This is a genomic window from Fictibacillus sp. UD (assembly GCF_043558025.1).
In the GTDB taxonomy this organism is placed as follows: Bacteria; Bacillota; Bacilli; order Bacillales; family Fictibacillaceae; genus Fictibacillus.
In genome coordinates, this window is record NZ_JARUHH010000003.1 from 168887 (window position 1) to 183957 (window position 15071).

At 37.9% G+C, this 15071-nt stretch carries 12 protein-coding genes; 1 reads left to right on the plus strand and 11 read right to left on the minus strand.

Annotated features, from left to right (window positions below; genetic code table 11):
• Positions 1–71 precede the first annotated feature (71 nt).
• From P8610_RS07090 to P8610_RS07105, 4 genes are all read right to left on the minus strand, one after another.
• Positions 72–812 carry a CBS domain-containing protein gene (locus tag P8610_RS07090; protein ID WP_394603746.1) on the minus strand — a complete coding sequence of 247 codons (741 nt, stop codon included), beginning with the start codon at positions 810–812 and terminating at the stop codon, positions 72–74.
• A 297-nt stretch (positions 813–1109) separates the two neighbouring features.
• Positions 1110–2315 (minus strand): GTP-binding protein, encoded by a 1206-nt coding sequence (locus tag P8610_RS07095; RefSeq protein WP_394603747.1) that lies wholly within the window; start codon positions 2313–2315, stop codon positions 1110–1112.
• Positions 2316–2534: 219 nt separating this feature from the next.
• A complete protein-coding gene (locus P8610_RS07100) occupies positions 2535–3032 on the minus strand; it encodes a hypothetical protein (RefSeq protein WP_289495470.1) in 498 nt (165 codons plus the stop codon).
• A gap of 82 nt (positions 3033–3114) precedes the next feature.
• A complete protein-coding gene (locus P8610_RS07105; RefSeq protein ID WP_394603748.1) occupies positions 3115–4392 on the minus strand; it encodes a M24 family metallopeptidase in 1278 nt (425 codons plus the stop codon).
• 128 nt (positions 4393–4520) lie between these two features.
• Between P8610_RS07105 and P8610_RS07110 the strand changes: the two genes are divergently transcribed.
• Positions 4521–5849: an oligosaccharide flippase family protein gene (locus P8610_RS07110; RefSeq protein WP_394603749.1), complete on the plus strand. Its 1329-nt coding sequence runs from the start codon at positions 4521–4523 to the stop codon at positions 5847–5849.
• 48 nt (positions 5850–5897) lie between these two features.
• On the opposite strand, the gene P8610_RS07115 is transcribed toward P8610_RS07110, so the two are convergent.
• From P8610_RS07115 to abc-f, 7 genes are all read right to left on the minus strand, one after another.
• Complete coding sequence (locus P8610_RS07115) at positions 5898–6335, minus strand: hypothetical protein (protein ID WP_394603750.1); 438 nt, start codon at positions 6333–6335, stop codon at positions 5898–5900.
• Between the two features lie 375 nt (positions 6336–6710).
• Entirely contained in the window at positions 6711–7466 is a 756-nt protein-coding gene (locus P8610_RS07120; RefSeq protein ID WP_394603751.1) for a TspO/MBR family protein, read from the minus strand.
• A 99-nt stretch (positions 7467–7565) separates the two neighbouring features.
• Complete coding sequence (locus P8610_RS07125) at positions 7566–9344, minus strand: ABC transporter ATP-binding protein (protein ID WP_289495475.1); 1779 nt, start codon at positions 9342–9344, stop codon at positions 7566–7568.
• Positions 9341–11080, minus strand: coding sequence for an ABC transporter ATP-binding protein (locus P8610_RS07130; protein WP_394603752.1), 1740 nt, complete (start codon positions 11078–11080; stop codon positions 9341–9343). The genes P8610_RS07125 and P8610_RS07130 overlap by 4 nt, the downstream gene beginning before the upstream one ends.
• Before the next feature lie 143 nt (positions 11081–11223).
• The gene (locus P8610_RS07135) at positions 11224–11385 is read right to left on the minus strand and encodes a hypothetical protein (RefSeq protein ID WP_394603753.1); all 162 of its coding nucleotides are present in this window, start codon (positions 11383–11385) and stop codon (positions 11224–11226) included.
• A gap of 359 nt (positions 11386–11744) precedes the next feature.
• A complete protein-coding gene (locus tag P8610_RS07140) occupies positions 11745–13268 on the minus strand; it encodes an FAD-dependent oxidoreductase (protein WP_394603914.1) in 1524 nt (507 codons plus the stop codon).
• Positions 13269–13391: 123 nt separating this feature from the next.
• Complete coding sequence (gene abc-f, locus P8610_RS07145) at positions 13392–15011, minus strand: ribosomal protection-like ABC-F family protein (protein ID WP_394603754.1); 1620 nt, start codon at positions 15009–15011, stop codon at positions 13392–13394.
• Positions 15012–15071 lie beyond the last annotated feature (60 nt).

Consider the following 15071-nt stretch of genomic DNA (forward strand, 5'->3'; position numbering starts at 1 on the left):
AAAGGTCTAATCAGTACCGGATCACTTTATTAGGCAATTGAAAAGACACTCTCAATGGAGTGTCTTAACAGTTAGTTATCTAGGTCAATTTCAATAAGATCATAAGAGGTTACGATGCCTAATGGTTTTTCATTTTCACTTCCATTTAAGGTGATAATGATGGCTTCCAGCTTTTTACCTTCTCTATGAATATTCTCAAATATTTCTTCTGCTTTAAAAATACTTGAAGTTTTTGAAATAAATGCAACTAGTTGTTTATTTGCATTGTCGGCAATGTCTGAAATTTTTGCGTTGTTTAAGTCAATTACTTGATCAGCAAGGCGATCAGTCAACCAGTTCAAAAGGTAAGTTGCTGTTAAAAGCCAAAGGTACTCTCCTTTTTCATTATATATGGGAAAACGAGAGTAAGATGTTTTTCTGATACAGCTTAACACATCTTCAAGACGGTCACTTTCTTTAAAATGTTGCACCTTCTTAGTTGCAATATTTAAAGCCGTTTCGGGTTTCATAAAATAGCCTGCGATTTTTTCAATTCGCTCAACGATTTCTAAATGAGGTTCTGCAATGTAATAATCATGATCTATCTTTTCATGAACAATGGCGTTCCTCAATTTAGCAAACTGAATGAGTTCATTATAAAAAGAACGAATAAGAGAATGTTTCGACATGCCTGTTTCTACTAAGTTTTTAAATCTGTCATCTTTCGTATCTTTTACTTTGTCTATTAAGCATTTGTGGATCTGGTTAAAGGAAATTTCAAATCTTTCCGATAAGCTGTTTTGTTTATTTGATTTTATGTGAGTAACAGTCATCCTTTATCTCCCCTTATTTATACTGCACTACCCATTTACTACCCTTAAATGTTCACATATTAAACCAAAATTGTTTTCACGTATATGATGCTTTTGGAAGTGGTTGATTTTCGTTTCAATATGCTCATTTTCCGGTAGGCCACCATGAAGATGGACATTCCATTCATTACAGCATTTGTGCTCCTGCGTATACAAGTACAATATTAACGAAGTGGACTTCCTCGCCGACGGCCACAATAATCTAGAAAACAACTTAAACAAAAAACGAACCCATTCTTGGATTCGTTTTTATTGCAGTTACTCACTTTCTGGGAAAAGGGGTAATGGATCGTTCAAGTTTTCCCATTGAAGATCACTCATCTCCTTATCACTCAAAAGGCATTGATCTAAATCGAATATAATCTTTTCTTTATTAAAATCAATACCTATTAAAACCAGTTCTGTAATTCGGTCTCCAAATTCATTGTCCCAGTTTGGGTTTTGATTCATTTCATCATCTAACAGCTCTTCTTGTTCACTTAATGGTAATGCTGCAACCCACTGTCCAGCAGGCTGAAAAATGATACTCGTTCCTGCTTGGCTTAAGAGTATAGCCCAATCATTTCTAGAGGCAACCCAGATAAAACCTTTTGCCCGAACAATTTCTGATGGCCAATTTTCTAAAAAATTATATAGCCTTTCGGGGTGAAAGGGTCTTTTCTTTCGATAGACAAAAGAGGAAATACCATACTCGTCTGTCTCAGGAATATGTTCATTTTCGAGTTCCTTCATCCAACCAGCGGATTCACTAGCTTTCTCAAAATCAAATAAGCCAGTAGAAAGAATTTCTTTCGGTTCGATTTTTCCGAATTCTGTTTCAATTAATTTTGCTTGAGGCTGTAGTTTTTTTAGGACTCTCTTTAGCTCTTCTCGATCATCCTCCTCTAAAAGATCACATTTATTTAGAATAAGAACATCACAAAATTCAATCTGATCGATCAGTAAGTCTACTACTTCTCTTGTGTCGAGGTCATCTAAAGCTTCTTTCCGATCTAACAAACTTTCTCCTGAAGCAAAGTCGTTCCAAAAACGATTCCCGTCAACTACTGTGACCATTGTATCTAATTTACAATAAGAAGCGAGATCAACACCTGATTCCTCATCTAAATAAGTAAAAGTTTGTGCAACAGGAATTGGTTCACTGATTCCAGTAGATTCAATCAGAATATAGTCAATTTCTCCATTTTTTACGATACGTTCAACTTCTATTAAGAGATCCTCCCTTAATGTGCAGCAAATACAGCCGTTAGTCATTTCAACGAGCTTTTCGTCTGTCCTTGATAACTTTGTCTCGTTCTTAACTAGGGAAGCATCTATATTGATCTCACTCATGTCATTAACGATTACGGCAACTTTTAATCCGTCCCTATTTGATAAAACGTGGTTCAATAGTGTGGTTTTTCCCGCTCCTAAATAACCGCTTAATACTGTAACAGGTACTCTTCTCTTAAGTGTATGTATCATGTTTAACTCCTTTAAATCGTAATCATTTCGATTTATATCTTAAAACACCTTGTTTAATATGTCAACGAAAAAACCTGCTCTCTGTATATGAGCAGGTTTTCAGTGCTTAATTTTTATCGGTACTAACAAAATGCTTCCTCGTTTATTTTATAAATAGTGTAATGATTACTCAGAAAAATGAACAAAAAAAAGACGCGTATCTATATACACATCTTTTGTTTAATAATCTTTCCATTCAATTTTTCCGCACTTATTATCTGAATCCAGTTCAATTTCAAAATCATGCTTTTCATAAAAGTGGACGAGTCTTTCAACATGGCCCCAGTCTCTTGCTGCAATATCACCTTTTATGATGGGAATATTTTTTTCAGTTGCCGTTTCTTTTAAATATTGCATACAGATGGAACCGTATCCTTTATTCGCAGGTCCTTTGATATCCCCAATATGAAGCGTATTTTCATCTTCGTATACAGCATCAATTGAAAAGTCCCAGCCATCATATCTCGATTCACAATCATTAATCATAATCTTGCACTGATCAAGCTGCTCAGATTTATATACAATAACAAGATTATCTTCTTTTGTTTGATCTACACCTATCACGTCATAATTTTTTGCAATTTGCTTCATGTCGTTCTGCATGCGTAATAACTGAAATTCAAGTTCGTTCCGATCAAGTTTTGTTTCCTTTTCTTGTTCTTGCCCAAGTAATAACACAAAATCTCCTCCTCATACAAGAAGCTGAAACACACAGTTTCTCATTGTACTAGAGGCGGTGAAACATTTCAAATGTTACTTATTAACAATTTGGATGAATGAGGTAAAATTCTTTTTGTCTATTCGTCAAATATTGCATTTTATTGTCCTTAAAACATACCGTTTCTTCAAGATAGATTGGAATGTCTTTGTTCCACTCAGGAACAAAATGTCTAATATTAAATTCCAAAGCGTAGCATGTATTTTCTTCAATCTGCAAATCTCCTCTTACAGGTATAGATTCTTGTTTATCGTATAATCCGATTAGAGGGCCGGCTCCGTGACAATGATATCCAATCGGGTGTGAATAAAGCATGGCAGAAATATCATGTTCTGCTGCTTTTTTTAAAACACTTTGGAAGATATCGTTACCTGTCATACCAGCTTCACATGCAGAAAAGAAAATATCTTCAAACGAATTAGCAATCTTCATTGCTTTTTTTAATTCGAATGGAACTTCTGATTCGTCTGATTTTAAAACATATGCTAATTGTTGGAAGTCTGTACACAAACCAAGATATTCGATGCCAAAATCTAAATGCAGAATATCACCTTGCAATATCGTTCCTTCTATTCTGTCAGCAGATCCATCCATTCGTTGAATATCCACTGTTGGATAAAAGGAAGTCCTTAATCCAAGGTCCAATACTCTCTGATTAATCCATGCGACGATGTCGTGTGTAGAAGTAACACTTGGAGTTATTTCTATATTAGAAAATGTTTGTTCAACAATTTTCTTTGTGATTTCTGTTAATTCTTTGTATGTCTCGATCTCGGCTGAAATACGTGTCTGCAGCCAATCAATACCAAGGTTTTCTGAAGATACAAGGTTAGATGAATGAGCTTTACCGATCGAGCTTTTAAGTTGCTTATAAACAGAATGACTTAATCCGTCACAGAAAGAGTAATGTGAAGATGTATTTACAGCAATGTTATTAGGTTGATAAATATCCATAATTCTTCTCAAGACGCTGAATGAATCTTCCCCTTTTTGAGCGGGATAACAGCTATAGAAAGGTTCGAATTGTTTATTAGAAGAAATCACGTACCTTTTTATTTCTTCAGATTGTTTTTCTTTTACAAAGGCAAAAATCGTCAGCCTTCTAGAACTATCGATCGCTGAGGGGAAAAAGGTTATGCCTATAGGATCTTCATGATATTCTTTTCCAATTGTTACCCACATATCTGTTTGATGTTTCTTCATTAAAGCAGGTAATAATTGCTGCAGTCTTGTTAAAAGCCATTCGTCCATTATTCGTTGACGTTCTGCTAAAGGTTTTATTGTTATATAAGCTGAATTTTCTTTTGTATGTATTTTCATCACTACTCTCTCCTTACAATGCCATATTCTTATCTTTCTCTTTATAAGTTTAAAGTCCTTTGAGGTCTCGTTTCATTTTTTAGTGCATATGAATAGGAGGACAACGTGTACAAGGAGATGCACCATGTATGAATATATTTTTTCGAGGAGTATTACTTTTAGCGGCAGCAGCATTAGTAGGTGAAAGCTTAGAGTTTATCGTAAACATGGTCTTAGCAAGGCAGCTAGGCGAACTCGGCTTAGGACATTACATGTCCATCTTTCCGACTGTCATCTTAATCATTATTATTGCAAGTCTGGAACTTCCTATTTCGATCTCAAAATTTGTGGCCGAAAAAGAAGACAAACAACATTACAGCATGTTAAAGCATGCTACAAAATTAACGTTATTACTTACACTTGCTATGATCGTACTAGCTGTCATTATCCTTCCATTTATACCTGTATTCAATAACTATCATCCTCTCGTAAGGTGGTTGATGGTCTTATTGATTCCTCTCATATCGCTTACCTCAATCGCCAGAGGTTTTTTTATGGGAAAACAGCAAATGGGCAAACTTGCTTTTTCAAATTTATTTCGAAAACTTGCCCAGCTTATTTTGTTAACGGGGATCTATCAACTCTTTTCTTTCGATAAAGAAACCGCAATTCTTGTAGCATTGGCTACTTTCGTTGGAAGTGAACTTGTAGTTTTTCTTTATCTTTTTACAGCTTATCTCGTTCAATACAGGAGAATGCAGTCACACACGAATGAACATTTAAGTTCTGGAGAAGTAACCAAGAGTCTTATGGCAGTTACTATACCAACGACGGGTTTACGTTTATTTCATGCCGTTACTAACGCTGTTCAACCTTTTCTAATAAAGTACTCCCTCTCCATGACAGGCCTTTCTGCTGCAGCTGCAACAGAACAGTTCGGTTTGTTAGCAGGAGTTGCTATTACAATCGGTTTCTTCCCAGCTTTCATTGCTCATTCACTATTAGTCGTCTTAATTCCGACGGTTTCAGAAGCAACGGCAAAAAAAGATGTGGAGAAACTTAAAATGCTGCTGATTCGCGTTATGGGGATTACAGCGTTATATGGTTTTCCTGCCGTTACGATTTTTCTTCTATTCTCAGAAAAGTTAACTGTCACGTTCTTTCATTCTCTTTCAGCAGCTACTTACCTAGAATTGTTATGGCCTAGCTTTTTATTTACTTTTTTTCTTATACCGCTCCAAGCTTATTTAATCGGGCTAGGATTAATTAAGACCGCATTTATTCAATCGGTGTGGGCGACAACTCTGTCATTTGCTCTAATGTATACTCTGGGGTCACAGCCTTCGTTTGGTATGCACGGAATTATCATTGGAATGAACGCCGGTTCGGTTCTGTTGATGCTTCTTCATTATTTTTCAGTGTGTAAAGCAATCGGAATCAATACATTCTTGAGGCCAATAAATCATTTTCAAGAATAAAAAAAGCGTCTTAAGAGGAAACACTACTGCCTCTAAGACGCTTTTTTCTTATACCACTTGTGTTGGCTGTGATAATGCAGCTTGTACGTTATATTTATCGTTTTCTTGTTTTGTAAAATTCCACTGATTAGGAATACGAGATCGCAGAAAGTCCAATTGCTCGTCTTTAAGGTTTAAATCTATGCCGAACTCAGTCATCAAAAAGTCTTCGGTTTCAATTAACGAATACTTGGTTTTTATCAAGTTCAGCAATCCTCGAATCGTGATGAATTTGAACGTATAGCCATTTTGTATTGCCGAAACAATGGTATCCCAGTTTTGTTCTGCAAATTCAAACAAGTAAGCCCAGCTAGACTCTTCTTTTCCTATGTGTCGAAGTGCTTCAATGTTCTTCGTTTTGATTACTTCTATTAAACGTTCCCCAGTGACTTCACCAGCGATAGCTGATTCAATCAATAAGCCAACCGGCATTGATAATTTAACCATTGTTTCTTTCTCCTCTTAGATATAAGTCTTGAGTAATTTAAGGGCTGTTTTTGTTAACTTCGTTGCTCTTGAAAGTGGTTGATTTCCGCTCCAGGTGCTCGCTTTCCGGGGGGCGTGCGGTGAGCCACCTCGGCACTTCGCTCTTAGGTGTCTCACCTGTCCCGCTGATCCCCCAGGAGTCTCGCACCTTGCGCTCCAATCAACCCTGCTCACGGAGGCAAATTTCAAATATGCACTAGAAGTAGAAATCCATAATCTTTCTGCTGACAAAGAGTTAAGAATGCTCACTCGTTCTTCTGCCAGGAAGTTTTAAAGCTAGTGTGTAGGAGATTTCCTTATGAAGAAATTCCTAATTACCAAAACACAATCATCACATCATTTCATCGTCTCTATGCTGCTTCGGTGTTTGATCGCTCTCCAAATTACGAATAAAAAAATCATAGCTGCTAATGCAAAGCTTGTATTGGAAAGAACGTCGATTTTCCCCATATGTCTTACACCGATTCCAATATAAGCCCATACGAATACGAGTGGATAAACTAAATCCCTGTTTTGTATTGTGAAAATGATCGCTAACAATGTTCCGACAAAAAGCATGATAATCGTCCACGTGACAGATGAAAGACCAAAACCGTTCCATCCGCTGTATTTTAAAACTACTGCAGTATTTACGATAGTTGCAACGCTTATCCATCCTAAATAAATTGAAAATGGCAGTCTAATAAAAGCGGATTTGTCTTCTTGTTTTTGGATCCTAGTATAAATGATGATCAGAGATAATAATAAGCCGATCATAACGAGTAAAGATAAGCCAAGTTGCTCATAATGCCAAACAAAAATCCAAGTGCAATTAAGGATACAGTTGAGCACAAACCATAAACCGATGCTTTGGAATACGGGTTTATTTTGATTCTTTGGAATCGCTTGATAGATTACCCAAAGACCTAGGAGCAAATAAATCAGTCCCCATATGGAAAACACATATCCTGCGGGAGTGATAAGTACGTTATATTTTGCAGATAGTTCACCTGTTGTGTTGCCGTTTATCGGCAGTGCGTTTGCTAGATAATTTACCAAGATTACTGCTGCGAGTGCTAGAACATTCAGGTAAGCTCTAATTTTTGCAGACATTTGTTATTACCTCCTTTTGGATACCTTGTTTCATATATACCCAAGTCAGAGATAATTTATGAAAAAAAGGCAACCTAAAGTCAGATTGCCTCGAAAGGATTAACTGCTGAACGCTTGTGTTCCAATATCTGCTTCGCGCTTAAACAGCCGGCTGTATACACCATTTTCAGACTGCAGCAATTCTTCGTGTTTACCTTGCTCAATCATTTTCCCATTTTCGATCACGATGATTCGATTCGCAGCTAAAACGGTGGATAGTCTGTGAGAGATAATAAATACCGTCTGTTTCGATTTTCTTTTATTGATGGCTTCATTCACTTGAACTTCAGTGATGGGGTCTAGAGCAGAACTTGCTTCATCAAGAACAAGGATCGCAGCGTCTTTTACTAGTGCCCTTGCTAAAGATAGTCTTTGCTTTTGACCGCCAGATAATAAACTGCCTCTTTCTCCAACAAGAGTATTAAGACCATCAGGAAGTGACTGAACGAATTCACCGAGTCCGCTGTCTTCAAGCGCTTTAAGTAATTCCTCATCAGATGCTTCTGGTTTAGCAATTCGCAAGTTATCAGCAAGCGATCCGTTGCGAAGCTGCACGTCTTGTGAAACGATTGCGATTTGTGATCGCAGCCATCCTGCATCAATGGAAGACAGATCTTTTCCGTCTATGAAGATTGCTCCTTTTTCAGGTTCATAGAGTCGAAGCAGCAAATCAACGATAGTTGACTTACCTGATCCACTCGGTCCTACAAGTGCTATAGCTTCTCCTGGCTGAACCGAAAATGATAAGCCTTTCAGAACTTTTTCATCTTTTTCCGGATAACCAAATGCCACGTCTCTTAATTCGATAGAACCTTCTATTTCTGGTAAAATCATTCCTTTTTCTGTTTCAGCACTTGATGTTTTTTGGCTCAATAAAAGCTCAGAGCGATCCAAAGCAGGTCCTGTTCTTCTAACAGAAAGCCAGTTTCTTAACATTCTTTGCATTTCGTTTGCTGCAATAGCTACAAGCCCCGCTGCAGTCAGCATTTCTCCTGTTGTCAGTTTATTGTTCCAAATAAGATAAGCGCTAAGTCCATAAACGACAGCTAGTGCAAGTCCATTGTAGCTTCCAATAACCACTATGGATTGCATTCTTGCTTTTAATTCATATCGAGATTCTTTAATAAAAGATTTACGAATTTCAGCAACACTGGATACTTCGCCGTCAGAAACTCCTAAGACTCTTGAAAGGTGTATGCCTGTTACGGATTCGCGAAGTCTTTCGAGATAACGTGACGCTTCTTTTCTGGCATTTGCTGATGCTTGACGCGTTCTTTGTCCAACAGCATTAGACGTTAAGTAAAAGATGACCCCTAACACGACACTCGTTATCATCAAAAAGGGATGAATCCAAAGTAAAACAATGCTATAAAGTATTACTCCTTGAACGGATGCCATAAAAGTTGAACCTTCCCAAGCAAGGAAGTTATGAAGCGTATCAGGATCATCAGAAACACGCGCCATCATTTCACCAGACTGGTTGTTTTGATAAAAAGAGAAAGGTAAAATTTGCAAATGTTTAAATAGCCTTAACTTTTGCCAGTTTGTTACGGTTTTGGCCACTTGGTGACAAAAATATTCATCGATTACCATTAAAATTAGATCCATTACCGCTGCAAAGATAAGAAGCCACATTAATCCCCATAGAAGTTTATTCGATTCACCAGGTAGTATTGTATCCACTAGCCATCCTAACGCAAGGGTTGGAATGAGAGCAGAGAATACCTGGGAGATCGCAATGACGAAAGCATCAGCGAAAACCCAGTTCTTATGCGGTTTTAAAAAGGCAAGAACGCGTCTGCCATCACGATTCTTTTGTTTCATAGCAGTTTGGCTCATATCGCTCTCTCCTTTTCTAATTCACTGTATTGCGCCATATAAAGTTCGTAATATTGACCTCTTTGGGCAAGAAGTTCATCATGAGTACCTACTTCAGCGACTATTCCTTTATCTAGAAGCATGATTTGATCAGCATCTCTCACCGTTATTAGTCTGTGAGCAATGGTTATTGTTGTTCTGCCAGGAATCAGATCTTCTAATGCAGCTTGAACACGTTCTTCTGTTTCTCCATCCAGTGATGATGTTGCCTCATCAAAGATTAATAGTGCAGGATGGCGAAGAATAGCTCTTGCCAGTGCAACACGCTGTCTTTGTCCACCTGATAATTTTAGACCGCGTTCTCCGACAATCGTTTCATAACCCTCTGGCAATTCTTTTATAAATTCAGTAAGTCCTGATGCTTCGCACGCAGCATCTAAGTCTTTCTGTGTTGCATTTTTTCTTCCATACAATAAGTTCATTCTCAAAGTGTTATTTAATAGGAAGGTTTCTTGTGATACGACTCCTACCTGCTGCCGGAAAGAGTTGCGGTTAAAATTAAACAAGTTTTGCTGATCCACCTGGATGGAACCTGCTTCTGGTTCATACAGACCGAGAAGCAATTGAATAAGCGTTGATTTTCCGCCACCGCTAGTTCCAACGATTCCAATATGCTGACCAGCCTTCATATTCAAAGACACACCTTTTAGGACATATTCTTCATTGCCTGGATAACGGAACCAAACATTATTAACATCGATATCTCCTCGTATTGGCTGCATCTTAGGAAGATGATCCTCATGTTCTACCGGCAGATCGAAATATTCATAGATTCTTTGCAGAGCTGGAATGGCTTGCTGAATGATAAGTGCATTTTCAGCTAAAGAACGAATTGGAAAAAACATCGTCGGGATAAAGCCAAGACAAGCCACAAGAGTACCGACTGTGATGGTGTTGTTCCAAACCGCAATCCCCCCGACCAGCATGACGACACCTGGTGTTGCAATATTGAATAAGTTGCCAAGACGCCAGTTCACTTTTCCTATTAAAGCTGCACGAATAGAGTAATTCTTCCAATCTGTGAGCTTTTTATCCTGTGTATGTATTTCCCGTTCTTGTGTTTGAAATGTGCGAACGAGTCTCGTTGATTCGATGCTTTCTTGAAGGTGATGATAGATGTCTGCACGCATATCACGCTGAACAGCACTCATTTTTCTCATAGTTGTTCCAAGTTTAAATGATGGATACAGATAGATTGCGAACACACAGAACATCACGATCGCTACTGGCCAATAAAGCGCAAAAACAGCAATGAACGCAGCAACAGCACTAACTACTTGCTGAACGAAACGAGGTACTACCGTGTTGTTTAAATTCTGCACGGCCTCAACATCATGAGTAAGACGATAGAGCATATCTCCGCGAGGCGTGTTCGTGAAAAATGACATCGGTGTTTTATGCAAACGTCCAAATGCTCGCATCTGCATATCCGTAATGACATCCAAACCAATTTGAATTTGGATAAATTCCTGAAGTGATTCAAAAACGACTTTAAATAAAAACGAAAATAAAACTCCTGCGACTAACCATCCGATCATATCGGTCATTTCATTCGGAAGTATTTCATCCACAAGCTTACCTGCTAAAATAGGTGGTATAACGGTAAAAGCTCCACCGATTAAAGAACAGATAAAAGCTAGAGTTAGCCCCCTCCAATAAGGCTTAAAGTGCTTTAGTGTCTCTCTTAAAAGCTTCATATATAGTTCCCCCTCTCGCTTTCAAGCACTTTATTTTATACCAAATTCAAAAAATTATCATTATTTTTACTTGTTATTTTTTTGAAAATATAAGAAAAATATCTTGTTATTTTCGTGAGACTGTTTTGCAAACTTTGTTGTTATTAGAAGTGGTTGATCTCCGTTCCAGGTGCTCGCTTTCCGCGGGGCAGGCGGTGAGCCACATTTGGACGTTTCACTTTTAAGTGTCTCACCTGCCCATCTGTCCCGCAGGACAAGGAAGGCTTCGGCAGCGACACATCGCACGAAGAAAATTTGAAGTTCAATTTTCGAGGAGTCTCCCACCTTGCACTCCAATCAACTGTCACAGAAGAAAAATAAAATGAGGTTTGAAAGCAACAATCCTAAAGAAAAGAGCCTTTAAAAAAGAGCGTTTTTGTTAGACTGTTGTGGTGGTATTCGAAGCTCTATTCCGTTAAGGAGAAGAAGCAAGCCATCTCTGTTTTCTATCAGTACGCTGGGAGTTTCCATTTGAACGATAGATTGGATTTAAAAAACATCATATATTATATTCACATTAATCCAAATCATTTCTTGTGAATTTAAACCCAATCATTTTACACATACAAAAGCATGACCTATACAGGCTAATTTAAGCCTGTATAGGTCATCTTGATTCAGTATTTTATTGTAATTCAATCCGTTTTAGCGGCTTTTTGGCTGGTCCTTCTACAACGGCTCCTTCATATGAAAAACGAGATCCATGACATGGACAATCCCATGTTCTGTCACCGCTGTTCCACTCGGTTTCACAGCCTAGATGCGTACAGGTAGTATCCACAATATGAAGTTCCCCATTTTGATCACGATACGCACCGCATCTTTCACCATCAAGAGTTACTGCGCATCCTTCATCTTTCTGAAGGCTTCTTGGATGTTTAGCCGGTTTGTCTAATTTTCCTGATACAAAATGTTTTGCTACATCTGCGTTTTCTTTGACAAACTGTTTAATGTCAGACGGATCAGCCTGAAACCGCTGCGGTTTATACAGGTCAGCAAACTCATTTTCCTTGCCTAGGATGGAATCTCTTATGATTAGTGCGGCGAGTGTTCCAGTTGTCATTCCCCATTTCTTATATCCTGTAGCAACAAAAATACGGTCATGTTTGTGAGTCAGTTTTCCAATAAACGGAACTTTGTCAAGTGTGATCAAATCTTGGGCAGACCACCGGTACAACACTCTATCCAGATTCAGTGATTTTTTAGCTTCCTTTAACAATGCTTCATAATGCTGATGAGTTGGAATGCCCTGTCCTGTTTGATGACTTTCTCCACTCAGAAGCACGATCTTTTCGCCATCTTGAAGAATAGAACGATAAGAAAATGAAGTTTCGTCAACACCCATATACATCCCTTGTGGGAATTCATCTTTCGTTTTTACAGCTAATACGTATGAACGATCCGCCATCATTCTTGTAAAATAAAATCCTAAACCATCGAAGAACGGAAAATGTGTGCAGCAAACTACATAATCTCCTTTTACCTTATGTCCCTCGCTTGTCAGAACCACTGCTTTTTTGTCTTCTTTATCTTCTGTAATATCCTCAGCTGTCGTGTTTTCAAAAATAGTGACACCGAGTGATTCCATCTCTTTTAAAAGTGCGGTCAAATATTTGATCGGATGAAAGTGTGCTTGATTCCTCATAACGAGTGCTTTTTTATGAGGAATATTAAATGGGAGCTGGTCCACCAGTTCTCCATCAATGTCTAATCTTTCATAAGCCTCAGCTTCACTATTCAGCTTTTTGACACCTTGATCTGTGTTTGCAAAAAGATAGGCGTCATGTGGTTCATAATTGCAATGAATGTTATGTTCTTTAACAAGGTCATGAATCAATTGTCCTGCGAATTCGTTAGAACGATAATATTGAGAAGCTCGTTCTAATCCTAAATGCGAAATCAAACGATCATAAATGATATCATGCTGAGAAGTAATTTTCGCTGTTGTATGGCCAGTTGTACCGTTTATGAGTTTTCCTGCTTCTATTAAGGTTACTTGCTTCCCTTCTTTTGCAAGTAGTAATGCAGTTGTGATTCCACTTATTCCACCACCAACAACAACAACTTCTGACTCATGATCTCCGCTTAATGAGGAGTATGTCGGCAGGTTTACGTTTTGTCTCCAAATCGGTTCTGGGAACTGGGGCATGTTATATTCGTAGTTACTCACAAAATACCTCCTGTTAATACACGTTATACAACCATTATTACCCATACTCAAAGTGTGCAATCAAAAAACAAAAAACAGGCTAAAAATTAGCCTGTTTTCCAATTAATTTCCCATACGCTTTTCAAGTGCATAATCAAAACATCCATTATAACTGTCTAAAATTCCTTGTTCTAACCAAAGCGTTCGTTCGAACAGTTTGTTTATAAAGTATCTGTCATGCGAGACAGAGAGAATTGTTCCTTCAAATTCCTCTAACGCTGCTTCTAAAGCTTCTCGGGAATCAATGTCTAAATGATTAGTAGGTTCATCTAGTATCAAAAAGTTAAATCCTTCATATACCAGTTGAGCAAGCCGTAAACGAGTCCTTTCCCCTCCACTTAAATCACACGCTTTTTTATAAACAGATGCTCCGTAAAATAAGAACTTTGCTAGATGATGCCGTGCTTCTCCTTCTTCCATTGCGACTTTATCTCTAAAAATATCAAGTACGGTTTGTTTAGGATCTGCGGTAAGTCCTTTTTGAGATAAATAACCGATCGAGACGGATGATCCTAGCTTCACTTTACCGCTACATAAATCATTGGATTGCAATGCATGTATTAATGTTGTTTTCCCAGATCCATTTTTTCCAACAAGTGCAATTTTCTCTCCAAATCTTATTTGCAGGTCAATATTATTTAAAATGGTTCGGCCATCAACAGATTTACTTACTTGTTCGATTAATGCTACATCTTGACCGCTTCTTTTATTTAAAGAAAATTCGAATGCTGCTTTTTTACGTTCCAGCTTAGGTCGCTTCATATTTTGTATTCGAACAAGTGCTTTCTCCATGCTTCTGGCTCTTCGAAAGAATTTTTCATTTCCAGATCGTGCTCCCCATTCGCGCAGTTGCTTTATCGACTCTTTTATCTTTTTTACCTTCTTTTGTTCTTCTTGATACTTCTCGAATTCTAGCAGAAGGTTATTTTCTTTTTCTTTTACAAAACCGGAATAGCTGTGGTAATAAATTGTGCATTCTCCGTCTTCGATATCAATGGTTTTTCCGGTGACTTTATCAAGGAAATAACGATCATGGCTGATGATGATTACTGCACCTTTATACTTTTGAAGATAGTTTTCTAGCCAGTTCATCGTTTCAATGTCTAAGTGGTTAGTAGGCTCATCTAACAGAAGCAGTTCAGGTTCTTTCAATAACAAACACGCTAATCCTACCTTTGTCTGTTCCCCGCCGCTTAACTGGTAAAATGGATTGTTCGAAAAATGTGCAAGCCCTAATCCTGTCAAAACACCATTTATTTTGGACTCTATTGAATAGCCTCCAAGGTCCTCGAATTTTTCCTGAAGAAGGTATAATTTATTAAGGTTTTTCTCCAGGTGGTGACTTTGTTTTGGGTCACTTAATGATATATTAACTTTTTGTATTTGATCTTCAATTTCTTTGATCTCTCGGAATGTTGACGAAATCACATCAATGACCGTCATATTTTCATCATGAGCTGGCAACTGTGCCAAGTACCCAATCTCGGCGTCTTTTTTTATAAAAATAGATCCAGAATCGGGATGGTCCAAATTGCTTAATAGTTTGAACAAAGTCGTTTTTCCCGAGCCGTTTTGACCTACTACTCCTACCCGGTCTTGTTCGTGTATCTCTAAAGAAATATTTTTAAGTATCTCGTTTCCGCCGTACATTTTTTTCACATGTTGAACAGTGCATACTATCATTTTTTCAATCTCCTTTTATTCAATGCCACTGTCCTTTTTGCATAAAAAAACCCATGAGCA